Origin of the sequence: Mesorhizobium sp. M7A.F.Ca.US.005.03.2.1, from assembly GCF_003997795.1 — a bacterium.
GTDB classification, from domain to species: Bacteria; Pseudomonadota; Alphaproteobacteria; order Rhizobiales; family Rhizobiaceae; genus Mesorhizobium; species Mesorhizobium ciceri.
Genome location: NZ_RZRP01000284.1, coordinates 1 through 7019, shown reverse-complemented (window position 1 = coordinate 7019; position 7019 = coordinate 1). Strand labels below are relative to the sequence as shown.

Annotated in this window: 8 protein-coding genes; 2 read left to right on the top strand and 6 right to left on the bottom strand. The window is 62.8% G+C overall.

All coding sequences use genetic code 11. The annotated features are described in order from the left end of the window. Window positions 1–1202 (bottom strand): glycine--tRNA ligase subunit beta (glyS, locus tag EN991_RS17105; RefSeq protein WP_127369188.1); only part of this gene is annotated, 1202 nt, incomplete at its 3' end. 88 nt (window positions 1203–1290) lie between these two features. Here glyS and EN991_RS17100 point away from each other — a divergent pair. Next, window positions 1291–1605 (top strand): hypothetical protein, encoded by a 315-nt coding sequence (locus tag EN991_RS17100; RefSeq protein WP_127369187.1) that lies wholly within the window; start codon window positions 1291–1293, stop codon window positions 1603–1605. A gap of 3 nt (window positions 1606–1608) precedes the next feature. Here the strand turns inward: EN991_RS17100 and EN991_RS17095 are convergent, their stop codons facing one another. After that, complete coding sequence (locus tag EN991_RS17095; protein WP_174299093.1) at window positions 1609–2529, bottom strand: glycine--tRNA ligase subunit alpha; 921 nt, start codon at window positions 2527–2529, stop codon at window positions 1609–1611. A 218-nt stretch (window positions 2530–2747) separates the two neighbouring features. On the opposite strand from EN991_RS17095, the gene EN991_RS17090 reads away from it, so the two are divergent. After that, entirely contained in the window at window positions 2748–3209 is a 462-nt protein-coding gene (locus EN991_RS17090) for a GNAT family N-acetyltransferase (RefSeq protein ID WP_013532825.1), read from the top strand. 81 nt (window positions 3210–3290) lie between these two features. Here the strand turns inward: EN991_RS17090 and EN991_RS17085 are convergent, their stop codons facing one another. The 4 genes from EN991_RS17085 to EN991_RS17070 form a co-directional block, all read right to left on the bottom strand. Next, entirely contained in the window at window positions 3291–5066 is a 1776-nt protein-coding gene (locus EN991_RS17085; protein ID WP_127369186.1) for a tetratricopeptide repeat protein, read from the bottom strand. 237 nt (window positions 5067–5303) lie between these two features. Then, complete coding sequence (locus EN991_RS17080) at window positions 5304–5747, bottom strand: DUF1284 domain-containing protein (protein ID WP_127369185.1); 444 nt, start codon at window positions 5745–5747, stop codon at window positions 5304–5306. Continuing rightward, window positions 5744–6337: a biotin transporter BioY gene (locus tag EN991_RS17075; protein ID WP_127369184.1), complete on the bottom strand. Its 594-nt coding sequence runs from the start codon at window positions 6335–6337 to the stop codon at window positions 5744–5746. The genes EN991_RS17080 and EN991_RS17075 overlap by 4 nt, the downstream gene beginning before the upstream one ends. 107 nt (window positions 6338–6444) lie before the next feature. Next, on the bottom strand, window positions 6445–7019 hold a 575-nt coding region (locus EN991_RS17070; protein WP_164769142.1), incomplete at its 5' end, for a GntR family transcriptional regulator.

Below are 7019 nucleotides of genomic sequence, written 5' to 3'. Positions count from 1 at the left end.
TCTTCCGCCAATCGCTTGATCCGCTCCACCCGTTCGCCCTGCGTGCCGAGCTTGGCGTGGAAAGTCACGCCGAGATGGTCGAGGCGGGCCATGCGCTGGTCGAGCGGCTTCTTGAGATCAAGCCCGAATTTTTCCGCCGATGCCTCGAGCTCAGCCAGGTCAGGCAAATCGCCCTGGTCGGTCGTCCAGAAATAAAGCGCGTCGGACAGGCGGGCGCGCACCACCTTGCCGTTGCCGTGGGCGATCTCCTTGCCGCCATCCCTGGCTTCGATGTTGGCGGTTAGAATGAAGCGATTGGAAAGCGCGTCGTCGACACCCTGCGGCCGCGTCACAAAGCACTTCTGGTTGGCGCGGATGGTCAGTCGTATCACCTCGGCTGGAATGGCGAGGAATGCCTCCTCGAACTCGCCCATCAGCACGACAGGCCATTCGACCAGTCCGGACACCTCCTCCAGCAACCCTTCGTCCTCGACCAGATCAAGCCCGTTGGCGAAGGCGAGATTGCGGGCATCGGCAAGGATGATCTCCTTGCGGCGGTCGGCATCGAGCACGACCTTGGCCGCTTCCAGTTTGGAAACATAGTCGTCGAAGCGGCGCACCGTGATCGCATCAGGCGCATGAAAACGGTGGCCATAGGTGATGTTGCCGGAGCGGATGCCGTCGATCTCGAAATCGACCACGACAGGCTCCTCGGTCTCCGGGCCGAAGGTGCACAGGATCGATTGCAGCGGGCGCACCCAGCGCAATGAACCGGGCTTGGCCGAGGCCGGCCCCCAGCGCATCGATTTCGGCCACGGGAAATTGCGGATGATATCAGGCACCAGGTCCGCGATGATCTGTTCGGCCGCCCTGCCCGGCTTCGAAATGTGGGCGACATAAAAATCGCCCTTCTTCGGATCGGAATGGACATGCGCCTCGGCGATCGAGGAAAGTCCGGCCTTGCGCAGGAAGCCCTGGACCGCCTGTTCGGGCGCCGATGTCGAAGGCCCCTTGATCTCTTCGTTTATATCCTTCGAGCGCGCGGTGAGACCCCTGATGTCGAGGGTCAGCCGCCGCGGCGTCCAGTACTCGCGCGCCGCCTCATAGGTCAGCCCCGCCTCGACCAGGCCGTCAGTCAGCATCTTCCTGAGATCGCCAGCCGCCTTGCGCTGCATGCGGGCGGGAATCTCTTCCGAGCGGAGTTCTAGAAGCAGGTCAGGCATGGATGGGGCTCACGCGGCAAAATGGTCCGGGCGGGGGCATAGCAACTCGGCTGGCCGCTGTCACCCTTTCCGCACGGGGATCGCCGATTTGCGCCCGTTTCCAGAAATTTTGGCCGCCCTGCCGGGACGAGACCGCGCCACCCGTCCTTGGATCAAAGATTTCCATGAACCGAACGCAGCGCTGAAGCGACCCACGCTCAGGCAGGGAACATTTGGCTCAACGACCATGAAAACGGCATCCAGACTTCTGCAGATCCTCGCACTCGGCGCCTGCTTCACCGCGCAGGCTCACGGTGCCTTCTCGATGCCGGGCGTTCGACAGGCATTGCGCACAATCGACGGTGCCAGCAGCCAGAACATATTGCCGATCAAAGTTTCCTTCGAGATGACGAAGCGGGCCTGAGACTCAGGCCGCCAGGCCACCCGCCTGCGTCTTCAAAAACGCCTCACCGCAGGCCTTCGCCAGATTGCGCACCCGCAGGATGTAGCTCTGTCGTTCCGTGACCGAAATCACGCCGCGCGCGTCAAGCAGGTTGAAGACATGGCTGGCCTTGATGCACTGATCATAGGCCGGGAAAACCATGCGGTGCATCGGCAGATTGTCGTTCGATGCCGGCGCGCCGGCATCGAGCAGCGCCTTGCATTCGGTCTCGGCGTCCTCGAAGTGGCGCAGAAGCATCGCCGTGTTGGCGTGTTCGAAATTGTGGCGCGAATATTCCTGCTCGGCCTGCAGGAAGACATCGCCATAGGTGACTTTGTCGGCGCCTTCCCGGCCGTTGAAGTTGAGGTCGTAGACATTGTCGACGCCCTGCACATACATGGCCAGCCGCTCCAGCCCGTAGGTGAGTTCGCCGGCCACCGGCGCGCATTCGATACCGCAGACCTGCTGGAAATAGGTGAACTGCGAGACTTCCATGCCGTCGCACCAGCATTCCCAGCCGAGACCCCAGGCGCCCAGCGTCGGGCTTTCCCAATCATCCTCGACGAAGCGGATGTCGTGCAGCAGCGGATCGACGCCGATCGCCGCCAGCGAGCCGAGATAGAGTTCCTGCAAGTTGGGCGGGTTCGGCTTCAGGATCACCTGGTACTGGTAATAATGCTGCAGCCGGTTCGGGTTCTCGCCATAACGCCCGTCCTTGGGGCGGCGCGAGGGCTGGACATAGGCAGCGTTCCAGCGTTTCGGGCCGAGCGCGCGCAGCGTCGTTGCCGGATGAAAAGTGCCGGCGCCGACTTCCATGTCGTAGGGTTGCAGGATGACGCAGCCATAGGCCGCCCAATAGTTGTGCAAGGTCAGGATCAGCCCCTGGAACGAGCGGCTGGGATGCATATGGGCGGGGATTTCAATTGTCACGGGTGGCCTCGACAGCACAGGCTAGCTTGCCGGCACGTCCTAGAGACACGGCGGCGAAGCGTCAAGCAAAGCACGCCGATGCGGTCGCGCCGACATTATGGACAATGTTGAGAGCTTTGCAGGGGCTGGCCCATTGCCCATCTCTCGGGCCTGCGCTCTGTTCGCCTGTGCAGCAACGACAACAGGTTCCAGCCATGCCCAGCCCGATCGTCATCCGCCCCGTTGCGCGACAGGATTTCGAGCAATGGCTGCCGCTGTGGGACGGCTACAATGCATTTTATGGCCGCTCGGGCGAAACGGCCCTGCCGGGTGAGATTACCCAGATGACATGGTCGCGTTTCTTCGATGCCTATGAGCCGGTCCACGCGCTGGTGGCCGAAAGCGAGGGACGGCTTTTCGGCCTCGTGCATTATCTCTTCCATCGCAGCACAACGGCGATCGCGCCGAATTGTTATCTGCAGGACCTTTTCACCACGCAGGCATCGCGTGGCAAAGGCATCGGACGGGCGCTGATCGAGGGCGTCTACGAGCGCGCCCGGGCAGCCGGTTCAGGCCGGGTATACTGGCTGACGCATGAGACCAATCACACGGCAATGAAGCTTTACGACAAGGTCGCCGAACACTCCGGCTTTGTCGTCTATCGCAAGCTCTTCTGAGGCAGCCAGCCGGATACGCGGTTCAAACGAAAACGGGACCCTGAAAAGAGCCCCGTTTGCGTTGAATTCAAATGGCTGACTTCATCCCTTCGGGGCGGGCACCGGCTCCGGCTTGACCTTCGGGGTCTCCTGCGCCGTGTTGGATTCGATCGGCGGCAGGCCCTTCATCAGCTTCTGCTGCAAGTTGGCCAGCACATCGGGATCCGGCTTCAGGTCGCGAGCCTGATTCCACTGGAAGGTGGCTTCCAGCTTGCGGCCGACGCGCCAGTAGGCATCGCCCAGGTGGTCGTTGAGAACCGGATCTTCCGGCTTCAGCGACACGGCGCGTTCCATTTCGCGCACCGCGTCATCGAACCTGCCGAGGCGGAAATAGGCCCAACCCAGCGAATCGACGATGTAACCGTCGCTCGGCCTGAGGTCGACGGCCTTTTGAATCATCGCCAGCCCTTCCTTGAGATTCATGTTCATGTCGACCCAGGAATAGCCGAGATAATTCAGCACCTGCGGCTGGTCGGGGAACAGTTCCAGCGCCTTGCGGAAGTTCGGCTCGGCCTTGGGCCATTCCTTCAGGCGCTCATAGGCGATGCCGCGCTGGTAGAAGATGTTCCAGTTGGCTGCGGTCGGCGTCTTCAGCGCCTCGACAGCCTTGTCGTAGAGTGTGGCGGCCGAACGGAAATCCTCCTTCGAGGAATAGACGCCACCGAGCGCCAGATAGGCGCGCATGTCATTGGGATGGGCGTCGACGAAAGCCTTCAGATGAGCGATCGCTTCTTCGTGACGGTCGAGATCGGCAAGGTTGAGGCCGAGCTGCAGGTCCGAAAGCTCCTTCAGCGGCGAACCGGCGGGGATCCGGCGATAGAGCGCGATGGCGCCTTCGCCGTCCTTCAATTGCTCGGACACGGCAGCGAGTTGCACAAGGGCAGCGTCGCTATCAGGCTTCAAAGCAAGCGCATATTGCAGATAGAGGCGCACGAAGGGCTCGCCGCCGCCACGGTTGAGCGCGGTGGCGAGGTCGAGCAGGATTTCGGAGGCGCCATCGGATGGGCCGGCCACCAGGGGCGCAATCTTGTCGCCTTTTGCAATTCGGTCGCGCAAGGCGACGATTTCCAGCTTGCCAGGCGAAAACGCCTCGGCCTGATCGAGCACCGACAGCGCCTTGGTCTTGTCGCCCTTGCGGGCCAGGAACGAGGCGTAGGCCTGGGCGTTGCGCATCCAGGTTTCGGGAGCGGCACCACCGGCGGCGGTATCCTGCATGGTCGCGGCGTAGATCGCCTCGGCCTTTTCGGGCATGCCGGATGCATCAGCGATCAGGGCGCGGTGGAACGACTTGAACAGGCCGAACCAATCCGGCCCCTGCAGCTTGTCGATGGACGCCATCGCATCGGCAGGCTCGCCGGCGCCTTGCTGCGCCCAGCCGGACATCACCCCGGAGATCAGCCGGTCGAGATCGGATTCCAGCGACAGCTTGAGCCAGTACTGCGCCTTGGTGAAATCCTTCTTGTGGAAGGAATCGACGGCGAGCGCCAGCCGCGAGAAACGCTCGACGTCAGGCACTTCCTTGAGCTTGTCGGCATAGACCAGGGATTCGTCGAAGCGCCCCTGCGCGATCAGCGACAGCATCAAGCTCTGCTGCAGGCCGGTGTCGCTCGGGTCGAAGGCCAATGCTTGCTTGTAGTAGGCGATGGCGCTGTCGAGGTCGTTATCGCCTTCGGCGATCCGGGCCGCCAGATAAGCGCCCGAAAACGACGTGATCTTGACCGGTTCGGTGGTTTGCTTGGCATAGGCCGGCAAAGCCGAGATCGCCATGCCTGTCACAATTGCCAGCCTTGTCAGCCAGCGCGCACGTCCTTGCCGCATCGTATCCCTTTCAGCCAGGCGCCATCTCCGCGTCAGCGGGATGGGCGTAGACTCGATCTTTCCAGGCAAAGCATGGCCTTTTTGGGGTCGCGCTTCAATCCGCCTCGAATTCACAATCCGGGCACCCGATTAACAAATCATGGCGGCGGGCACTAGTTTTCCGATCTTGGATTTCGGCCACGGCCCTATGCGGCGCCGAATATATCACCGATTCGACCGCTAAGGCTCGGGCCAATATCAGCCCTCGCCTGGCGAGGCAGACCGCTGCACCAGCGTGTCGCCGTAGCCGCCGGCCGCTATCGTGCTGCACAGTTCGTTCCATTCGCAGCCGCCGCAGGCCTTGCGTACAAGGCCAGCCGAAAACGCCTGCCGCATCCGGCCCAGCATCGCAGCATCGAGATCAAGACGGGTGCCGACGCGAATTGGCCGCGCCAGCAACTCGCCCACATCCTGCGTGGCGAGCCGGTCCCGCTCGACGACACTCTCGTTGAGGCAGTGCGGTTCCGGCTCATCAAGCAACGGGGCGCAGACATCGTCCGGGCTGGAAACGAGGAGGATGTCCTCGCCCCGGCTCAGGCGCTCCGCTACGCGATCATAATTGGCGGTGAAGGCGGGGCTGTATCCCTTGCCCACATAGGTGAGCAGGCAAAGGAGGTGGTGGGCGCGCAGCCTGATCGTCACGGATTGACCGGCTTGGCCTTGCCGCCGCGAAGCGCCATGAGGGTCGCGGCACCCAGCGCCGACTTGAGCAAGCCGCCGACGATGAACGGCAGGAAGCCGAAGGTAACGGCCTGTTCGGCTCCAATCATGACGGCAAGCCATGCTGTGCCCAGCACGAGGCAGGCAAGATTGCCAAGCAGCATGGCGACAAATGCCAGCACCACTCTGTTGCCGTTCCAGCCGCGTTCGGCCAGCCAGCCGACCATTGCGCCGACAAGCGGGAAGGCGAAGAGATAGCCAGCCGTCGGCCCGACGAAATGCGCCGCACCCGCTGCCCCTCCGGACAGAACCGGAAAGCCGACCGCACCCTCGACCAGCCAGGCGGCGATGGTGAGCGCGCCAAGCCGCCAGCCATAGAGCGCGCCGATCAGTGTCACCGCGAAGGTCTGCATCGTCACCGGGACCGGCACCATCGGCACTTCGATGTAGGATGACAGCGCCAGGAACAGGGTGCCGAGCACGACGGCTCCGACCTGCCAGGCAAGAGAACGATCCTGGAGCCGGAGCGGGCTGAACGACGGCTTGCTGGACGAGAATGCGACGTCTGTCATTGGGATTCCTTCGATCGATTGCAAATTATAGATAATTTCTGTTTTCGATCTATTATCGAATCCACACTTCCCTGGAGATTGCAAGCCCTGGCTTTGGCGGAGGCCGTCTAACCTACGATGGCGAAGGCTTCGCGCGTCGTTCCGGAAGCCGTCCTGACCGGCTTGCGGCCAATCCATTGGACGTGCCGCCCCAGTGTGACGGCCGCCGATTCGGTGTTTCCCTGCCGCAAGGCGGCGAGGATCGCGCGATGGTCCTGATCGGTGCGTGTCTCCCACTCCGAGCGCCATGCCGCGAACAGAAAACGGGCGCTTGCCGCGTGCAGATCGTCGATGGTGGCGAGCAGGCGCGGCATGCCGCATGGCGCGAGGATCAAGCGGTGGAAGGCGCGGTTGGCTTCCTCCCACGACCTGACATCGCGGGACTTGTCGCCAGCCTTGGACGCCTCCTCGGCGAGATCGAGAATGGCCGATGTCAGATGCGGCGCCGCGTGGCGCAGCGCCAGCACTTCAAGGGCGGCGCGCATTTCGGCGACTTCCTTGACCTCGCCCAGGTCGAAAGACGCGACACGCACGCCGCGGCGCGGTTCGCCGATGGCCAGCCCTTGCGCCTCGAGGCGGCGGAAGGCCTCGCGCACCGGAACATGGCTGGTTTGGAATTCCTCGGCGATGTGATCCTGCCGAA

Bases quoted from the DNA above. Each gene is read 5' to 3' on its own strand.
- EN991_RS17095 (WP_174299093.1), bottom strand. From the start codon at position 2,529: ATGCATCCCAGCCGCTCGTTCCAGGGGCTGATCCTGACCTTGCACAAC.
- EN991_RS17090 (WP_013532825.1), top strand. From the start codon at position 2,748: ATGCCCAGCCCGATCGTCATCCGCCCCGTTGCGCGACAGGATTTCGAG.
- EN991_RS17085 (WP_127369186.1), bottom strand. From the start codon at position 5,066: ATGCGGCAAGGACGTGCGCGCTGGCTGACAAGGCTGGCAATTGTGACA.
- EN991_RS17075 (WP_127369184.1), bottom strand. From the start codon at position 6,337: ATGACAGACGTCGCATTCTCGTCCAGCAAGCCGTCGTTCAGCCCGCTC.